Consider the following 17422-nt stretch of genomic DNA (forward strand, 5'->3'; position numbering starts at 1 on the left):
ATCTGCGGCATGAGGAATCAGCAGCAGCTGGGCTGCTTGCCGGCCGGACCGGCGGCACCCGTCGCGGCGGGCTGGGTCTCGGTGGTGCAGCAGGTGCCGTCGCCGGCCACCGCGGACTGCTCGGGATCGGTTTGACCCTCCAGGTCAGGACGGGCATCGGCGGTGACGGTGTAGATCTCCCACGGTTCGGTGCCGGGGGCGGTGACCCAGACCTTGTCCTGGACGGCGTAGCAGCAGGTGGTCTCCTCCTCAGGGCGGGTAGCCAGCCCGGCCTCGGCCAGGCGGGCAGCGGCGGCGTTGACGATCTCGGTGGACTCGACCTCCACCCCGAGGTGATCCATCCTCGTCCCCTCCCCCGGCTCGCCCTCGAGCAGGACGAGCTTGAGCGGGGGCTCGGTGATGGCGAAGTTGGCGTAGCCGGGCCGGCGCTTGGCCGGGGCGGTGTTGAACAGCTTCGAGTAGAACGTGATGGAGGCCTCGAGGTCGGCAACACGCAGGGCGAGCTGAACTCTGGACATGACGGGCTCCTTTCCGGAAAAGACGGCCACCATAAGATATAGACCGCCGTCGATGTACTAACGTTGCCACCGGCATCGACGTGGGTCAATATTGATGCATGTCTATTTCTGGTGACGATGCCTCTGTGACGCCGACGGCCCTGGCGTGCTGCGCTCCGCTGTCGCGAGAACCGCTGGGGCGGGAGCGGGCGGAGCGGATCGCCCCGTTGTTGAAGGCCCTGGCCGATCCGGTGCGGTTGCAGCTGCTGTCGATGGTGCTCTCCCACCCCGGTGGGGAGGCGTGCGTGTGCGACCTGCTCCCGGCCTTCGAGCTGTCCCAGCCCACGATCAGCCACCATCTGAAGGTCTTGCACGAGGCCGGGTTGCTGGAGCGGGACAAGCGTGGGGTGTGGGTGTACTACCGCACCCGCCCGGAGGCGATGGAGGCCCTGGTGACCCTGTTCGCCCCCGAGGCGGCCACCGTATGAGCGGCACACCGCCGCGCATGAACGACGCGGTGAGGCCACACGTGGCGCACGGTGACACCGGGGCGGTCACCCTGGCGGGGTTGGAGGAGCGGCACTGGCCGGCCGTGCGGGAGATCTACGTCGCCGGCATCGCCACCGGCCAGGCCACCTTCGAGTCCCAGCCGCCGAGCTGGGCACGCTTCGCGGCGGGCAAGCCGCCGCGTTTGCGCCACGTGGCCGTGGACGAAGACGGAACGGTGCTGGGCTGGGTCGCCGCCTCCCCGGTCTCGGCCCGGACCGTGTACGCGGGGGTGGTGGAGGAGTCCGTCTACGTCCACCCTGCGGCGTCCGGGCGCGGTGTCGGGCGTCTCCTGCTGGAGACCCTGATCGCCTCGGCGGAGGCCGCCGGGGTGTGGACGATCGAGGCGAAGATTTTTCCGGAGAACACCGCCAGCCTGGCCCTGCACCGCAAGGTGGGCTTCGAGACGGTCGGGGTGCGCCGGCGTCTGGGGTTGATGAGTCACGGTCCCCAGGGTGGGCAGTGGCGCGATGTGCTCTTGCTGGAGCGGCGCAGCGCCACCGTCGGCATCTGAACCCCACCCCTGAAGGTTGGTGGGCCTGCCCGGGTCAGCGGGCGGGAACCGGCGCCGGGGCGGTCAGCTGCCGCTTCAGGGCGGCGGCAGTGGCCTTGGCGGTGGGGCCGACCCCGATGAGGGTGGCCGAGCCGGGCCCGGTCCAGTCCCCATAGCCGACCAGGTACAGGCCCGGCACCTTTACCGAGGCCGTGCCGTCGGTGCGGATCGTCCCATCGGCCTCGTGTACATGCAGAGGCCGCAGGTGGCGCAGGGCCGGGCGGAATCCGGTGCACCAGATCACCGCGTCCACCTCTTGCTCCTGCCCTTTGGCCCAGGTGATGCCGGTGCGGGTGAAGCGGGTGAACATCGGGGTGGGGTGCAGGAGCCTCGCGTCCCGGGCGCGCTTCACCGGGGGCACCACGACGATGTTGCCCAGTGCGGCGACCCCGCCGGGGTCCGGCTGCCCGGCCGCCAGGGCCTGGGCGCGGGCGGTGGCGATGCGGAACAGTTCGCGTCCGTCGACCTCGTCGGGCAGATACTGCGGGGCCCCGTTCAGGCACCAGGTGACCTGGCTGGTGGCGGTGAGATCAGCGGCGATCTGGGCGGCGGAGTTTGCCCCGCCGACCACGACCACCCGCTGGGCCGCATAGGGGGCGGGGCCGGTGTAGTGGGCGCTGTGCACCTGGGTTCCGCGGAAGTCGCGTTGGCCGGGGAGGGCAGGCCAGAACGGCTGGGACCAGGTGCCGGTCGCACTGACCACCGCCCGGGCGCGCCACTGCCCCTTGGTGGTCTGCAGGCGGAAGCCTTCCTCGTCGCGGTGCACCGCGCTCACGCGCACGGGCCGGTGGACGGGCAGCTCATAGCGGGTCTCGTAGTCGGTGAGGTAGTCGATCACATGGGTCGCGTCCGGGTTCTCCGCCCCGGTGGTGGGCATGAGCCTCCCGGGCAGGGAGGAGTAGCCGGCCGGGGAGAACAACCTCAGGGAGTCCCAGGTGTGCCGCCAGGCCCCGCCCGGGCTGTGCTGGTCGTCGAGGAGCACGAAGGACAGGTTCGTGCGGCGGCGCAGGAACCAGCCCACGGCCAGCCCGGCCTGTCCGGCCCCGATGATCACCACATCCACCTGATGCTCCACGGTGGTCAGCCTCCCTTGGCTCGCCCACGGGCTCGGCCCCGCCCCGCACGACACGGGAGCGGGGCCGAGCCTGAGGGGTTGGTCAGTCGCGGAGCTGGTCCCACAACGCCTGCACCCGGGCGTCGATCGCCTCGACGATCTCCCGCACGCCCTCCAGGGTCTGTTCGGAGGGGTCAGCCACCGCCCAGTCCAGGTAGCGCTTGCCCGGATACACCGGGCAGGCGTCCCCGCAGCCCATGGTGATCACGTAGTCGGCGGCACGCACCACGTCGTCGGTCAACGGTTTGGGGTAGGCCCCCGACAGGTCGATCCCACGCTCGGCCAGGGCTTCGACGACCAGAGGGTGGACCTCGGCCCCGGGCAGGGACCCAGCGGAGCGGACCTCCACCTGCTCCCCGGCGTAGTGGGCCAGCAGGGCCGCGGCGATCTGGGAGCGGCCGATGTTGTGCACGCACACGAACAGCACCTGCGCCACCGGCTTGTCGATCTTGCCCTGAGACTGGGCCAAGGCCCGCAGCCGGTCATCGGCGAAGTGCCCGGCAGTGGCCGCCAGATAGGTGCGGATCCGCGCGGTACGCGACAGCGTCGCGTAGGACTCGAAGACGTAGCGCTCCACCGTCTCCGGGGAGAAGATCCCCTCGTAGCGCTCCGCCAGGTGGGCGGCGGTGCGGGTCAGGACGTGGGTGTCGAGTTCGGAGGTGGAGGTGGACTCGGTCATGGCGACTCCTGGTTCCGTGAAGTGATGGTCAGCAACAGGACGAGCGGACGGAGACCGGGACGAGCCCGAGGGTGACCGGCTGCGGCCCCGAGCAACAGGCATCAACCAGCTCCTCAGCCACGGCCGGGGCACAGCAGCCCTGAGTCTCAGCGCCGGGGGCCGGGAGGTCGCAGGAGCCACCGAGGTCGGTGGAGCACACCCCGGTCTCGGGCAGCACCAGCTGCACGTCGTCGGCCGCGGCGCGGTCCCCGGCCAGGGCCGCGGCAATGGAGCGGACCTGCTCGTAGCCGGTGGCCATCAGGAAGGTCGGGGCCCGCCCGTAGGACTTCATGCCCACGATGTAGAAGCCCGGTTCGGGGTGTGCCAGCAGCTTCTCCCCGTGCGGAGCCACGGAGCCGCAGGAGTGGACCTCCGGATCGATCAGCGGGCCCAACTGGCGCGGGGCGTCCACGGCCGCATCCAGCTCCAGGCGCAGCTCCGCCAGCATGCCCAGGTCGGGGCGGAAGCCGGTGGCCGGCACCAGCAGATCCACGGTGAGCTCCTGGTCGCCGGCCGGGGTGGTGGCCCGCACGGTCAGGCCGTGCTCGCCAGGGGTGAAGCCGGTGATGACGAAGGAGGTGTGCACCTCGATCACCCCGGATTCCACGAGGTGGCGCAGCCGGGTGCCCAGGGCCCCGCGGGCGGCCAGCTCGTCGCGGTCCTCCCCGCCGTAGACGCCGGCGACATCAGCAGAGCGCACAGCCCAGCAGATCCGGGTGTCCGGCTCGGTCTCGGCCAGAGCACCCAGCTCGAGCAAGGTGTTGGCCGCCGAGTGTCCGGCACCGACGACCAGGACGTGACGGCCGGCGAAGCGGCCCCGGTCGCGGCCGGTGACGTCGGGCAGCGGGGCGGTGATGCGTCCCACGGCGAGGGCCTCAGCCTCGCCCGGTGCCGGCAGGCCGGCCATCCCCAGCGGGTTGGGCGTTGACCAAGTGCCAGAGGCATCAAGCACCGCCGAGGCCCGGAGGTCCGCGCACGTGCCGTCGGGGTGCTGGAGACGGACCAGGAACGGGGTGGTCTCCCGGCCAGTGGTGCGGGTCTTGTCCATCCCGGCCCGGGAGACAGCGAGCACGCGGGTGCCGGTGCGGATCCGCGGGCCCAGGGCCTGGGTGGCGGCCAGGGGTTCCAGGTACTGCTCCACCAGCTCGGCCCCGGTGGGCAGGACCTCGGGGTCCGGGGCAGCCCAGCCTTCCGTCGCCAGCAGGCGGGCGGCGGCGGCGTCGATGTTGTAGCGCCACGGGGAGAACAGGCGGGTGTGGCCCCACTCCCGGATCGCGGCCCCGACCTGGGGGCCGGCCTCGATGATCATCGGGTGCAGGCCACGTTCCACCAGGTGGGCGGCCGCGGCCAGGCCCACCGGTCCGGCGCCGATGACCACGACCGGCAGCTCCGTGATGTCCGTGGTGATTCCTGTGGTGTCAGCGGTGGCCTCAGGCATGGGTGGTCTCCTCCACAAGGGCGGTGGCGATGGAGTCGGCGTCCTCGAGGGCGGCCAGGTAGCGTTCGGCGTCCAGGGCGGCGGCGCATCCGGTGCCGGCGGCGGTGATGGCCTGGCGGTAGCGGTGGTCCACCGCGTCCCCGCAGGCGAAAACCCCGGAAAGGTTGGTGACGGTGGTGGGGGCATCCACGACGATGTAGCCGTCGCCGTCCAGCTCCAGCTGACCGGCCACCAGTTCCGTGCGCGGGAGGTGGCCGATGGCGACGAACACGCCGGTGGCGGCCAGTTCCTGGGTGGCGCCGGTGGTGGTGTCGGTCAGGGTCACCCCGGTGACCTTGTCGGTGCCGTGGATGGCGGTGACCGCGCTGTGGTAGGCGAAGTGGATCTTCTCGTTGTCCTTGGCCCGCTGAGCCATGATCCTCGAGGCCCGCAGGGCGTCGCGGCGCACGACCACGGTCACCGAGGCCGCGAAGCGGGTGAGGAAGATCGCCTCCTCCATGGCGGAGTCCCCGCCGCCAACCACGACGATGTCCTGATCGCGGAAGAAGAACCCGTCGCAGGTCGCACACCAGGACACCCCGTGACCGCTGAGCCTCTTCTCCTCGGGCAGGCCCAGTTCCTTGTAGGCGGAGCCGGTGGCCACGATGACCGCCGGGGCCCGGTAGGTCTTCCCCTCCAGGGTGGTGACCTCCTTCAGGTGACCCTTCAGATCCACGGTGGCGGCGTCGTCGTACTCGACGATCGCCCCGAAGCGTTCGGCCTGCTCGCTCAGGCCCGCCATGAGCTCCGGGCCCTGGATGCCACCGGGGAAGCCGGGGAAGTTCTCGACCTCGGTGGTGTTCATCAGCGCCCCGCCGTGGGTGACGGACCCGGCGATCACCCGCGGGGTGAGCCCGGCCCGGGCGGCGTAGATCGCGGCGGTGTAGCCGGCCGGGCCGGAACCGATGATGATCAGCTTGTCCGTCGCAGTGACCGTCGCAGTGACCGTCGCGGGGTCGGTGGTGGTGTTCGTGGTCATGGCCGCCCCGCCCTTACTTGGTGGCGGTGGTGTCGCCGGCGGGCAGCAGCTCGGAGATCAGCTGCTGGATCCGGGCCTTGATCTCATCGCGGATCGGCCGGACGGACTCCACGCCCTTGCCGGCCGGGTCCTCCAGCTTCCAGTCCTCATACCGCTTGCCCGGGAAAAACGGGCAGGCATCCCCGCAGCCCATGGTGATCACCACATCCGAGTCCTGCACGGCCTCGGTGGTGAGGATCTTGGGCGTCTGGGCGCTCATGTCGATGCCCTCCTCAGCCATGGCTTCCACGGCGGCCGGGTTCACCGCATCGGCCGGGGCGGAGCCGGCCAAGCGCACCTCGATGCGCCCGCCCGAGAGGTGGGTGAGGTAAGCGGCGGCCATCTGGGACCGGCCGGCGTTGTGCACGCACACGAACAAGACGGAGGGCTTGTCCGTGGCCTCGGCCGGGGTCGTCACGGTGGTCTCGGGGGTGGTCTCAGCAGTCATGGGGATCATCCGTTCTGTCGGAAGGGGGAAGAGGAAAGGGAGGATGGTTCAGGCGGGGTTGCCGTCGGTGAGCTCGGTGAGCAGGACCTGGACGCGGGCGTCGATGTCATCGCGGACCAGCCGCATCCGCTCCGCACCCTCGATGCCGCGGGCGGAGGGCTCGTCGGTGTGCCAGGTCTCAATGGTCCCGGTCATGCCCTCGACCGGATCCACCCGGGCCTCGTCGCCCAGCACGATCACCCGGTCCACCCGGCGCAGCAGGTCAGGGTCGATGGGCTTCGGGTGCCCGTGGGACATGTCGGCGCCGACCTCGGCGATCACCTCGGCGGAGAGGGCGTTAATCGCCTTTCCCGGCTTGGTGCCGGCGGAGTGGACCTCCACGGCACCTGCGGCGCGCTTTTCCATGAGGGCGGCGGCCATCTGCGACTTGCCGCCGTTCTTGGCGCACACGAACAGGACGGAGGGCTTCTCGGTGCTCATCGCGGGTACTCCTCAGGTAAGGGCGGAAGGTCAGCGGGTGGGGACGGTCGGGTCGTGCGGGAAGAGCTTGCGCCCGGCCCACAGGGACACGTAGACCAAGGCCACCAGGACCGGGACCTCGATCAGGGGCCCGACGACCCCGGCCAGGGCCTGCCCCGAGGTGACCCCGAAGGTGCCGATGGCCACCGCGATGGCCAGCTCGAAGTTGTTGCCGGCGGCGGTGAAGGCCACGGTGGTGGACCTCGCGTAGTTCAGCCCCAGTGCCCGGGAGGCCAGCAGGCCGATGCCGAACATGAGGAAGAAGTAGGCCAGCAGCGGCCAGGCGATGCGCACCACGTCCCAGGGGTTGGAGGTGATCGCCTCGCCCTGCAGGGCGAAGAGCAGCACGATGGTGAACAGCAGCCCGTAGAGCGCCCAGGGGCCCAGCTTCGGCAGGAAGCTGTTCTCGTACCACTCCCGGCCCTTGGCCCTCTCGCCCAGGGTGCGGGTGAGGAACCCGGCAACCAGCGGGATGCCCAGGAAGACGAGCACGGAGACGACGATGGACCACACGGAGAACTCCGCCGACGTCGTCGGCAGCCCCAGCCAGGAGGGCAGGACCTGGAGGTAGAACCAGCCCAGGGCGCCGAAGGCGATGACCTGGAAGACGGAGTTGATCGCCACCAGCACGGCGGCCGCTTCACGGTCGCCGCAGGCGAGGTCGTTCCAGATCAGCACCATGGCGATGCACCGGGCCAGCCCCACGATGATCAGCCCCGTGCGGTACTCCGGCAGGTCGGGGAGGAAGATCCAGGCCAGGGCGAACATGAGTGCGGGCCCGACGATCCAGTTCAGCACCAGGGAGGCGCCCATCAGGCGGCGGTCCCCGGCCACGCGATGGGTCTCGTCGTAGCGGACCTTGGCCAGCACCGGGTACATCATTACCAGCAGCCCGACGGCAATCGGCAGGGAGACCTCCCCGATCTTCACGGCCTCCAGGGCGGTGTTCAGGCCCGGGACGAACCGGCCCAGGGCCAGGCCGGCGATCATGGCAATGATGATCCAGGCGGGCAGCCAGCGGTCGAGGAAGGACAGGTCCTTCATCACCCCCTGGTGGACGGCGGGGGCAGTGGTGGTGTTGCTCATGGGCAGACTCAGTCCTTCGTATCGACGACGATCTATCGGAAACATTAGGGGGTCGCATCGACAGTCGTCAATGTAGAATGGGGTGATGACTCTCGCACCCGACCTTCACGCCACCACCGCCGATCAGTGCAGCCCTGGCGCACCGGATACGGAGTGCTGCTCGCTCTGGGGCGGACCCATGACCGTGGACGATGCCCAGCGGATCGCCGGGCGACTCAAGGCCCTGTCCGATCCCACGCGCCTGCGCCTGCTCTCCCATGTGGCCGCCCAAGGTTGCGGAGCGGCCTGCGTATGCGACCTGACCGCGATGGTGGGCATCAGCCAGCCCACCGTGAGCCACCACATGAAGAAGCTCGTGGACGCCGGGTTGCTGACCCGTGAACAGCACGGGAAGTGGGCCCACTACTCCGTGGTGCCCGACGCCTTCGCCGAGCTGCGGGCATTCCTGGACCTGCGCTGAGGCCCCGGTTTTAGGGCGCTCGAGCCTGTGCTCTCTCCGCCATTCCGGACACTGCATGAGGGGATGACCACGATGAACAGCACACCGCTCACCCGCCAAGCAATCCATGACGAGCTCGAGCGGGTTCGGGCTGACTTCCACGCCCTGGTGTCCATGGCGAGCCCGACGGATCTGCGCCGGCCTTCAGCCGGCACCCGCTGGACCAACGGGCAATTGCTGTTCCACATGTTCTTCGGCTACCTCGTCGTGCTGCGCCTGCTACCGCTGGTGCGCCTGATGGGTCGCCTCCCCGATACGGTCAGCCGGACCTTCGCCCGGATACTGGAGGCCGGCACCGGCCCCTTCCACGCCATCAACTACGTCAGCGACCGGGGTGCAGCCCGGGTCATTCACGGCGCGCGGCTTCTCCGGTGGTTTGACCGCACCGTCGACACCCTGCAGGCCCGGCTCGAAGCCGAGCCTGCAGGCACGCTGGCCCGCGGCATGCACATGCCGGTGCACTGGGACCCCTACTTCCATGACTGGATGAGTCTGACCGAGATCTACCACTACGGCACCCAGCACTACGAACACCACCGCCAGCAGCTCACCATCACCCCAGCATCGTGAAACCACCCCATCTCACGGGCTCGGCAATGCAGTCGGGGCACCGGCCTACACGCCATCCAATTCGACGACGAGCATCCGATCAGATGGTCGTCGGAATGAGCAGTTCGCGGATCCGCCGATAGAGGGTGGCCCTGGACATCCCGAGGTCACGGGCGACCTGGGTGGCCGGTCCCCGGCCTCGATCAGTCGAAGGGCGTTGCGGATCTGGGAATCAGTGAAGGTCTGCCTTCGCCCGCCGAGGTCCTTGCCGGCGGCCCGGCGCTTGGCCACCGAGTCGGTGATGCGCTCTCATTTGATCTCCAGCTCCATCTGGGCCAGAGCCGCCATGACGGTGAAGACCATGGACCCCATTGGGGTGTGGGTGTCCACGTCTCCCCCACCCAGATTGAGCACCCGCAGACCGGCGCCTTTGCCCCCTAGCTGATCCGCAAAAGCGAGCATGTTCTGTGTCGACCGCCCCAGACGATCCAATGTCGTGATCACTAGGGTGTCGCCGCTATCCAGGGCATCCACAGCCTTGTCGAAGGAGGGACGGGATGCGCGTCCTCCAGACACTCCATGGTCGACATAGAGATCATCGCGCCGTACGCCCACGTTCAACAGGTCAGACACTTGACGGTCGGCATCCTGCTGCCGCGTCGACACGCGCGCGTACCCAATCAACTTGCCCACGTCATCCCCTATGTGTCTCGCAACCTACGGTGAGCATCCGATTCTAGGCACATGGATAAAGCACATAGCTACGAGACACCTCGCACCGCGGAAACATGCGGGCACGAAAAAGTTCGACGAGACGTCTCGCATCCCATGGGTTTCGAGGAGCACCCGTGGCTGATGGTTCGCCACGCCGATGACCATGTGCATGTGGTGGTGTGCCGGGTCAACGACGAGGGCAAGGTGTGGCACGGGCGCAACGACCGGCGCGCGGCCCAGAGCGCGTGCACCCGCCTAAAGTTGGAGCACGATTTGCAGACCGCGCCGCGGCGCAGCGAGGCGGGCCGCGGTAAACGCTCGGTACTCGCAGTGCGTCAGCAGCAGGAGCAACAGGCTGAGGTGGCGGCGGCCCGCCGCGCGGAGTGGGAGCAGATCCGCAAGGTCGTGGAGCTGGACACCCCGGCACCCCGAAAAAGAACCCCGGCGCCCCAGCAGCAACAGCGGGTAGCCCCGCTTCACCCGTTGGAACAGGCGCAGCACCTTCGTCGCCCCGGTCCTGGTCGGGAGGAGCGCGGACGGGGCCTGTAGCTGGGCTTAGGACGAGAAGATGCGGGAGAAGAACCCCCGGCGCGGCTCCTGAGGGGTCGCGGGTGGAGCGGGTTCCGGGGGTGTTTTCGGCTCCGCCACAGGTGCGCGGTGAGCAGGCTCGGGAGCTGTAGGAGCCTGTGGTGTGTGGGAGCTCTGTCCGGTGAGCATGCGCAGCGCCATGCGCTCGGTTTCGTTGGCGATTTGCAGGGCGTCGAGAGCTCGCCGGCGTTCTTCGGCTCGTGCTTCAGCAACTTCGGCGCGCCGGCGCCATTCCTGGGCCTCGGTTTCCAGCTCGCGGACGCGCTCGAGCAGCCGACCGGTGCTCTCCGATGCCTCAGGGGTTTGATCGGAAGATGCCAAGGGACTGGTCTGGGGGCGGTACGGAAACCTTCGCCGTGGATGAGGCCCACAGCGATGAGTGCGGTCATGGGCATCTGCCACCCGGCGGAGGTGATGGTGGCCCCCGCTTCCTCCAGCTCGACGCGCCGTCGGCGGAGGGTGCTGTGGAACCCCTGGCACCGGGTTCACGGCCAGCTGTTTTCCTGACCGGCCATAAGAGAGAACGAAAAGGCGCCCTCAGCTTGGGGCGCGTCCTGGCGGTAGTGAGGCCCTGGCAAATTGCCAGGGCCTCACTACCGGGTGAGCAAGATCAGGAGGCGATCATGCCGTGGGGGTCGATGATGTACTTCTCCTGCGAGCTGTTGTCGAAGTCCGCGTAGGCCTGAGGAGCATCGTCAAGGCCGATGACCTTGGTCTGCAGCATGTCCGACAGGTACGGCATGCGGTCCCACAGGATCGCCTGCATCAACTCGTAGTTGTAATGCATGATCGGCGCCTGGCCAGCGGTGATCTTCGGGGACTTGATCCAGGCGTTGCCGAATTCAATCGGGTAGATGCCGTTCTGCTCGTCCTTGGAATCCGCCAGGGGGTCAGGCCCATAGATGCCGATGATGCCGGTGGCGCCTCCCGCACGGGTAACGTCGATCACCTGGTTGATCGCATAGGCCGGATCCTCTTTGTCCGCGTCCTTGCCGATGCCGTGAGCTTCGGTGCCGACGTAGTCCACGGCGCAGTCGACCATCGGCTCGCCAAGGATCTTTTCGATCTGGTCCTGCAGCGGGACATCCTCGTTGAGGTCAATGGTTTCGCAACCGTTGCGCTTCATCAGGGCCAAGCGATCCTTGTCATGGTCTCCGACGATGATGCAGGACGCCCCCAGCAGGCGCGCAGCTGCGGCGCCGCAACGGCCCACGGGGCCGGCCCCCGCGATGTAGACAGTGGACCCGGGCTTGGCGCCGGCCTCCATGAGGCCGTGGAAGGCAGTCGGGAGGATGTCAGAGAGAAGCGCCAGATCGCGGATCTTCTCCATGGCCTGGTCACGGTCCGGGAACTTCAGCAGCTGGAAGTCCGCATAGGGAACAAACAGATACTCGGCCTGTCCACCGTCCCAGCCGCCCAGGTTGAAGCCGTAGGCAGCGGAATCGGCGTCCGGGTTGCAGGTCTGGCAGACCTCGGTACGACCGTTGCGGCAGTTGCGGCAGCGGCCGCAAGCCACGTTGAAGGGAACCGAGACCAGGTCGCCTTCCTTCAGGAACTCGACGTCAGAGCCGATTTCCACGACTTCCCCGGTCATCTCATGCCCCATGACCATGCCTTCCGGGGCGGGGAAGGACCCGCGGTAGATGTGGAGGTCACTACCGCAGATGTTGGAAGCCACGACCTTCAGGACAACACCGTGGGGTGCCTTCTTGCCGTTGGGCATCTGGAGCTTCGGGAAGTCCAGATCCTCAACCTGCATGTTCTTCACGCCGCGGAAGACGACGGAACGGTTGCCTGCCATGTTCTTCACTCCTTCTTGAGTTCTCACACCGGGGCCCGGGGAGACTCGGTCCAGCCCCAGTCTTGAGGCTTCTCTCAGTAAACCATAGGTCTCGCACAACCTAAATCGACCCCCAGGGGCGTCGTGGGGAGGGAGGCGTCCTGGACGAATCCGCGTTCTGGGGGGGGTGGGCTTGCCCCGGCTCGTAACGGTCGTGCAAAACCACAAGGTACCGATGGGATCTCACAACCTGTGGGTTTCGAGATGATCGGCGGTTTGGCGTTGAGGGCACCTTCACCGGGCAGTTTGTGAGCGGGGCTTACGGGGGAATCAGTGAGGGACTGGATGCTGGCTTTCGCCAGGAGCTAACGACAGTGGCAAGCTGACCCTTTCGGGGGCCGACGGGCAGACCACCCCCGAGTGTGCTCCACCCTCCCCGGCCCGTAGCCTGACGGGGTGACGCCAGCTTCCCCACCACCGGCCATGGACCGCCTGCGGATCACCCGAGCGCGCATCGCGGTGTCCCTGCTGTTCCTCACCAACGGCGCGATCTTCTCCAACCTGTTGCCCCGCTTGCCCGAGATCAAGGACATGTACGACCTGTCCAACGCCCTGTACGGGTTCGCGCTAATCGCGTTCCCCATCGGAGGTGTGGTGGCGGGTCCCCTGCCGGCCCCCATCCTGCGGAGGTTCGGAACGGCGCGCGTCGCCGTGGTGGGTTCGATCCTGCTCGCCACCGCGGTGTTCGTGGCCGGATCCGTTCCCCTCGTGGCCGTGTTCTGGATCGGATTGTTCGTCGCGGGCATGCTGGACGCCCTCGTGGACACAGCGCAGAACGCGCAAGGACTGCGAGTACAACGCCTCGCCGGAACCTCCATCATCAACTCCATGCACGCCCTGTGGAGCGTAGGTGCCGTGATCGGCGGCCTCATGGGCACCGCCGCCGCGGCCATGAACCTACCCCTGCCCTGGCACTTCCTGATCAGCGGTGTCATCTTCGCGGCCGTGGCGGCCTTCGCCATGCGCTGGGCCGTCCCCGATGACCACGCGGAACACGCCGCCACCCAGGCCGAGAACGCCCCCCTGGACACCGCCGGGATACCCAAGCTCCCGCGTAGCGCGGGAGTGGCCGCGCTCGCGCTGCTGCCGATCGCCGTCGTCGCCATGTCCGGGGTGCTCGTGGAAGACGTGGGCTCCAACTGGTCCGCCGTCTACCTGCGGGACGCCCTGGGCGCACCCGTGGGCATGGTGGGGCTCGGCTACGTCAGCCTGGTGGGCGCGCAGTTCGTGGGTCGCCTTTTGGGGGACAGGCTGATCGACGCGTTGGGCGCTGTGCTGGTCACGCGCATCGGGGGCGTACTGATCTTCGTGGGCCTGGGCGCCGTGGCGCTCGCGCCGACACCGTGGGTGGCCCTGGCTGGGTTCGCCCTCGCGGGCTTCGGCTGCGCAACCATGGTCCCCAACGCCTATGCCGCCGCGGACCGCGCCCCCGGCCTGAAACCCGGCACGGGACTCACCCTGGTGAGCTGGTGCATGCGCATCGTGTTCGTGCTCTCGCCCCCGCTGATCGGCCTCTTCGCCGATGCCGCCGGGTTGCGGACCGCGCTGTTCGTCTTCCCGCTCATGGGCCTGTTCGCGTTCCTCTTCGCGGGCGCCCTGCGGGTGCGTGCCCGGCGTTGAAACCTCCCAGTCGGCGAAAGGTCAGTACCCGTACGATCGGAGCATGACTTCCACCGCGGGACGCACCCGCCCCGACCAAGTCCTCTCCTTCCTGCGCTCAGGCTACCTCTTCGCCTCGCGCGTACGACGTCGCACGGGCATCTCCCCGGAGTCCGGCACCCCGGTGAGCATGAACCTGCTGGGCAAGCGCTCGGTCCTGGTGCGCGGGGAAGAAGGGGTGGACCTCTTCTACGACACCTCCCGCATGAAGCGCCACGGCGCCATGCCCTTGTTCATCCGCGGCCCGCTCTTCGGGTCGGGTGCCGTCCACGCCCTGGACGGGGACGCCCACGCCGCACGTAAGAACCAGATGGCGGACATGGCCTACGAGGACGAGCGGGTGGCCCAGTACAAGCCGTTCGTGGCCGAGGAACTCGAGATGCTCATCCGTGAATGGACCTCCCCCGGCAACGTCTACGACGGCACGGCCCTGGCCTTCGGCCGTGCGTCCTTCCGGTGGGCCGGGATCCCGTGGAGCCGCCAGGAGATGGACCGGCAGGCCCGCCGCATGAGCCGTCTGCTGGACACCTTTGGGCGCCCCGCCACGCACCCGATCTCATGGTTCGAGCGCTTCCGCCTGGATCGCACGTTCACACAGCTGATCCACGGGGTGCGTTCGGGCACCGTGGCCGCCGACCCGGATTCGGTGCTCACCCACATGGCGCGTCTCGTGGACGAGAACGGTGGCCTCGTGGACGAGAAGACCGCCGCGGTGGAGTTGCAGAACCTCACCCGCCCCAACGTGGCGGTGGCTCGCTTTGCGGCTTTCGCCGGGGCAGCACTCGTGGAGCACCCGGAATGGGCCGCCCGTATCCACGAGGCGTCCCAGGCACGGGGTGGTTCTCTGCTCGACATCCCGGAGGCCGTGGCCTTTGCCCAGGAGGTCCGCCGCGTCTACCCGTTCGTCCCGATGCTCCCCGCCGAGGCCACCGCGGACACTGAGATCAAGGGCTGCCCCATCCACAAGGGTCAGCGCGTGCTGATCGACATCCTGGGCACCAACAACGATCCCGCCTCGTGGGAGCGCGCCGGCACTTTCGACCCCGAACGCTTCATGGGGGTCGACGACGCCGAGGCCATCCGCACGTTCATCCCCCAGGGCGGTGCCGAGGTCCGTACGGGCCACCGCTGCCCCGGTGAGAAGATCGCGGTGACATCCCTGTCCGCGGCCGTGGTGGCACTGGCCCGCCCGAACGTGGAACTGGGCACCGACCCGGACGACCTCACGTTCTCGTGGACCCACATGCTGACCCGCCCCGCTACGGGCATGCGGGTGCGTACCGCCCACTGATCCACCCGAGCGAACCGAAGGGCCACCCCGCGTGCGAGCGGGGTGGCCCTTCGGGTAAGCACCTCCATGTCCGGAACACCGGGGTGTCACCCGCCGCTGTGGGCGGGATCACCGGTCCACGGGTACGCACCGCCGTTACGGGCGGGAGGTGGAACCCCGGTCCTCACCCGTCCTTGGCGGAGGGAGCCGGGGACTGGTACGGCGGGGCATCGGCCACCAGCTTCTGCAGCGTGGTCAGCTCGGCCGTGGCCGCCGCGGTGAGTTTCTTGTCCGCCGGTTTCGCCGACGCCGCCGCCACCGCGTGCTGGGTCTTGTTCAGCTGCGCGGTGAACGACGGATCCGCGGCGGCCAGCTTGGAATCCGTGAGCCGCTGGGACAGCAAGGTCAACTCGGTGTTCAGTGGCGTGGCGGGTCCGAACTGCTGAGCCGGGGTCAGCACCAACTGCGTGGCCAGCAGGTGCTGCGTGCGCTGCTGCACCTGCTCCAGCGTGGTCAGCTGATCCACGCGCGCGGTGTAGGGATCCACACCGGGCACGTTCGGCTGAGGGTTGGGATCCCTGCCCGGCTCGGTGTGCCCCGGTGGCTTGGGGCGCCCGGACGTCGACGGATTCGGGGTGGGCAGGGTATTCCCCGGATCACTCGGGGTGCCCGTGGCGCCACCGGACTTCGACGGGGTCGGCGTAGGACTCGGAGTCGGGGAGCCGCTCGGGTCGAGCTTCTGCTTGCCCGGATCGCTCGACGTACCCGTGGGGCCACCGGACTTCGACGGGATCGGCGTAGGACTCGGAGTCGGGGAGCCGCTCGGGTCGAGCTTCTGCTTGCCCGGATCGCTCGGCTTACCCGCGGAACCACCGGACTTCGACGGGATCGGCGTGGAAGTCTTGTCCCCCGGCTTCTTGGCGCCGGAGTCGTGTCCTCCCGGTGTCGCCCGGCCCGGGGTCTGCTCGGGCCTGCCTGGCGTGGATGCTCCGGACGGGGTCGTGTTCGGGCGCGGCGTCGTCGTCGACCCTGGCTCGTGAGCGGGCCCCTTCTCGGCAGGGGCCTTCGTGGCCGGTGCAGCCTGGGGCGCGGACTTCTTGGCATCGTTCCCGGCCTTCTCGCCGGACGCCTGCTTCGCGGCGGCCGGTTTTCCGGTGTTCGACGACGCCGCTGCCGGCGGCGGGGTCTTCCGGCCGAGTGCCATCACGCGTTCGTGATCTGCATCGGGAACGTGGGACGGCGCGGGACCGGAATCGGTGCCGGGTTCCGCGTGCGGATCCACGGGAGGCTGCGTCGCGGCCTGGTCCTCCGTGGAATACGGCGCACGCGACGCGGGGATCACACCCTTGCCGGTCTCCCAGTCGAAGGATTCCGGGTCCGCGACCTTGCCGTGAACCCAGATCTCGAAGTGCAGGTGAGGGCCGGTGACACGCAGACCCGTCTGCCCCACGGTGCCCAGTTGCTCGGAGGCACGCAGGGTGTCCCCCACGCGCACCATGACGTCCTTGAGGTGGTTGTACGTGGTCTTGATGCCGTTCGCGTGCGTGACCTCCACCCGGTTGCCACCCCACACGTCCCAGAAAACCGCTGTGACGGTGCCGTCCAGGGCGGCTACCACGGGTGTGCCCTCCGGTACGGAGATGTCCGTGCCGTTGTGGAAGTCCTTCTGCTTGGTGTCCGGGGCGATCCGCCATCCGAAGCGGCCACCGTCCAGCACGACCACCGGTTGGGCCGGGGCGATGATGGTGTTGACGGGCAGCTCACCCTCGAAGGTCGCCGGAGCGCGCGTGCTCGGTGCCACGGGGGACGTGTCCCCCGCGCCGCTCCCGGAGCCGCTCGAGCCCGAACCGCTTCCGGATCCGGCAGCGCCCGCACTTCCGGTTCCGGAGGCGCGGGGACCGGAACCCCCGGGAGCGATCTCCACCGCATTGCGGACGAACGTGCCCGGGGCGGTCACCGGAACGTCGTGGGACGCGGCGATCGCCGCCTGGTCCGGCACCACGGCGAACAGGGAGGCCTGAGCCGGCCGCGCGGCGTCGTCGTCGGGAGCGGGAACGCCCGAGCGCTGGGGGCCTTGCGCGTCGTGAGCCATGGCGGGCTGCCAGGGGGCGGTTTCGGTGCCATTGCTGAGCGCAACGCTCACGGCCACGAGCATGGAGAAGGACGTGAAGGCAGTCAGCGCCATGGACGGCTTCCTGGCCGCCGCGGCACGTGAGCGTGAACGAGTCATGAGGCGATCGTGTCTCCCGGGATGGACTTCGGCACCGTTAGCCCGCGGCCCGATAGTCAGTACAGCCAGTGTAGGTGAACCGGTGGTGTCCATGTAG

The 17422-nt window shown here is 68.8% G+C and carries 17 protein-coding genes and 1 pseudogene; 7 read left to right on the forward strand and 11 right to left on the reverse strand.

Annotated elements, in window-relative coordinates:
- Positions 1-17: 17 nt before the first annotated feature.
- Positions 18-518: an ArsI/CadI family heavy metal resistance metalloenzyme gene (locus RF650_RS07910; protein WP_368814587.1), complete on the reverse strand. Its 501-nt coding sequence runs from the start codon at positions 516-518 to the stop codon at positions 18-20.
- Between the two features lie 125 nt (positions 519-643).
- Between RF650_RS07910 and RF650_RS07915 the strand changes: the two genes are divergently transcribed.
- Both RF650_RS07915 and RF650_RS07920 read left to right on the forward strand, forming a co-directional pair.
- The gene (locus tag RF650_RS07915; protein ID WP_368814588.1) at positions 644-985 is read left to right on the forward strand and encodes a metalloregulator ArsR/SmtB family transcription factor; all 342 of its coding nucleotides are present in this window, start codon (positions 644-646) and stop codon (positions 983-985) included.
- A complete protein-coding gene (locus RF650_RS07920) occupies positions 982-1557 on the forward strand; it encodes an N-acetyltransferase family protein (RefSeq protein ID WP_368814589.1) in 576 nt (191 codons plus the stop codon). The genes RF650_RS07915 and RF650_RS07920 overlap by 4 nt, the downstream gene beginning before the upstream one ends.
- Before the next feature lie 34 nt (positions 1558-1591).
- Here the strand turns inward: RF650_RS07920 and RF650_RS07925 are convergent, their stop codons facing one another.
- From RF650_RS07925 to arsB, 7 genes are all read right to left on the reverse strand, one after another.
- Positions 1592-2671 carry an ArsO family NAD(P)H-dependent flavin-containing monooxygenase gene (locus tag RF650_RS07925; RefSeq protein ID WP_207387854.1) on the reverse strand — a complete coding sequence of 360 codons (1080 nt, stop codon included), beginning with the start codon at positions 2669-2671 and terminating at the stop codon, positions 1592-1594.
- Between the two features lie 82 nt (positions 2672-2753).
- Positions 2754-3389 (reverse strand): arsenate reductase ArsC, encoded by a 636-nt coding sequence (locus RF650_RS07930; protein ID WP_311254167.1) that lies wholly within the window; start codon positions 3387-3389, stop codon positions 2754-2756.
- Between the two features lie 28 nt (positions 3390-3417).
- A complete protein-coding gene (locus RF650_RS07935; RefSeq protein WP_368814590.1) occupies positions 3418-4866 on the reverse strand; it encodes an FAD-dependent oxidoreductase in 1449 nt (482 codons plus the stop codon).
- Positions 4859-5884 (reverse strand): thioredoxin-disulfide reductase, encoded by a 1026-nt coding sequence (trxB, locus tag RF650_RS07940; RefSeq protein WP_368814591.1) that lies wholly within the window; start codon positions 5882-5884, stop codon positions 4859-4861. The genes RF650_RS07935 and trxB overlap by 8 nt, the downstream gene beginning before the upstream one ends.
- A gap of 13 nt (positions 5885-5897) precedes the next feature.
- Positions 5898-6371 carry an arsenate reductase ArsC gene (locus tag RF650_RS07945; protein ID WP_131333713.1) on the reverse strand — a complete coding sequence of 158 codons (474 nt, stop codon included), beginning with the start codon at positions 6369-6371 and terminating at the stop codon, positions 5898-5900.
- A 48-nt stretch (positions 6372-6419) separates the two neighbouring features.
- Complete coding sequence (locus RF650_RS07950; RefSeq protein WP_131333714.1) at positions 6420-6851, reverse strand: low molecular weight phosphatase family protein; 432 nt, start codon at positions 6849-6851, stop codon at positions 6420-6422.
- 30 nt (positions 6852-6881) lie between these two features.
- Complete coding sequence (gene arsB, locus RF650_RS07955) at positions 6882-7976, reverse strand: ACR3 family arsenite efflux transporter (RefSeq protein ID WP_131333715.1); 1095 nt, start codon at positions 7974-7976, stop codon at positions 6882-6884.
- Between the two features lie 85 nt (positions 7977-8061).
- On the opposite strand from arsB, the gene RF650_RS07960 reads away from it, so the two are divergent.
- A complete protein-coding gene (locus RF650_RS07960) occupies positions 8062-8436 on the forward strand; it encodes an ArsR/SmtB family transcription factor (RefSeq protein ID WP_368814592.1) in 375 nt (124 codons plus the stop codon).
- Positions 8437-8499: 63 nt separating this feature from the next.
- Complete coding sequence (locus RF650_RS07965; RefSeq protein WP_242670516.1) at positions 8500-9045, forward strand: DinB family protein; 546 nt, start codon at positions 8500-8502, stop codon at positions 9043-9045.
- A gap of 79 nt (positions 9046-9124) precedes the next feature.
- On the opposite strand, the pseudogene RF650_RS07970 reads toward RF650_RS07965, so the two are convergent.
- Positions 9125-9717, reverse strand: a pseudogene (locus RF650_RS07970) (recombinase family protein).
- 51 nt (positions 9718-9768) lie between these two features.
- On the opposite strand from RF650_RS07970, the gene RF650_RS07975 reads away from it, so the two are divergent.
- Complete coding sequence (locus RF650_RS07975; protein ID WP_368814593.1) at positions 9769-10287, forward strand: relaxase/mobilization nuclease domain-containing protein; 519 nt, start codon at positions 9769-9771, stop codon at positions 10285-10287.
- A 649-nt stretch (positions 10288-10936) separates the two neighbouring features.
- On the opposite strand, the gene RF650_RS07980 is transcribed toward RF650_RS07975, so the two are convergent.
- On the reverse strand, positions 10937-12127 hold the full coding sequence (locus tag RF650_RS07980) for an alcohol dehydrogenase catalytic domain-containing protein (RefSeq protein ID WP_368814594.1): 1191 nt from the start codon (positions 12125-12127) through the stop codon (positions 10937-10939).
- 435 nt (positions 12128-12562) lie between these two features.
- Here RF650_RS07980 and RF650_RS07985 point away from each other — a divergent pair, with 435 nt between their 5' ends.
- Positions 12563-13786, forward strand: a complete 1224-nt coding sequence (locus RF650_RS07985; RefSeq protein WP_368814595.1) for an MFS transporter — start codon at positions 12563-12565, stop codon at positions 13784-13786.
- A 43-nt stretch (positions 13787-13829) separates the two neighbouring features.
- Positions 13830-15116: a cytochrome P450 gene (locus tag RF650_RS07990; protein WP_368814596.1), complete on the forward strand. Its 1287-nt coding sequence runs from the start codon at positions 13830-13832 to the stop codon at positions 15114-15116.
- A gap of 163 nt (positions 15117-15279) precedes the next feature.
- Here the strand turns inward: RF650_RS07990 and RF650_RS07995 are convergent, their stop codons facing one another.
- Entirely contained in the window at positions 15280-17325 is a 2046-nt protein-coding gene (locus RF650_RS07995) for a peptidoglycan DD-metalloendopeptidase family protein (RefSeq protein ID WP_368814597.1), read from the reverse strand.
- Positions 17326-17422: the final 97 nt, after the last annotated feature.

The sequence above is a fragment of the Kocuria sp. CPCC 205297 genome (assembly GCF_040981035.1).
Taxonomy (GTDB): domain Bacteria; phylum Actinomycetota; class Actinomycetes; order Actinomycetales; family Micrococcaceae; genus Kocuria; species Kocuria marina.